This window comes from Sinorhizobium sp. GQ132, assembly GCF_059758575.1.
The window spans coordinates 1-292 of sequence record NZ_JCAXDX010000076.1; the positions used below are offsets into that span (position 1 = coordinate 1).

1 tRNA gene is annotated in these 292 nt (G+C 63.4%); it reads left to right on the forward strand.

Going from position 1 to position 292, the window contains the following annotated elements:
* Positions 1–128: 128 nt before the first annotated feature.
* Positions 129–204: transfer RNA gene (locus tag AC6CIG_RS29790), tRNA-Ala, on the forward strand.
* Positions 205–292 lie beyond the last annotated feature (88 nt).

A 292-nucleotide genomic window follows, 5' to 3' on the forward strand; every position in this document is an offset into this window, starting at 1 on the left:
GAATGTGTCCTGACGCTGTCGCGATCTGAAGATCGCTTCGCTCCGGACGGGCCGCCGAACGATCGGCGACGGGCTTTGCCCTTGCGGCGCTATGCGCCGTCGGGTGCACGACGTGTTCACCCGAATATGGGGCTGTAGCTCAGCTGGGAGAGCACCTGCTTTGCAAGCAGGGGGTCAGCGGTTCGATCCCGCTCAGCTCCACCATTTTTGGAACTGGGGCGCCGGACGACCGGCGACGGCCTTTGGCCTTGCGAAGCTTTGCTTCGTTGGAGTGCCGAAGCTGTGGGTTGGA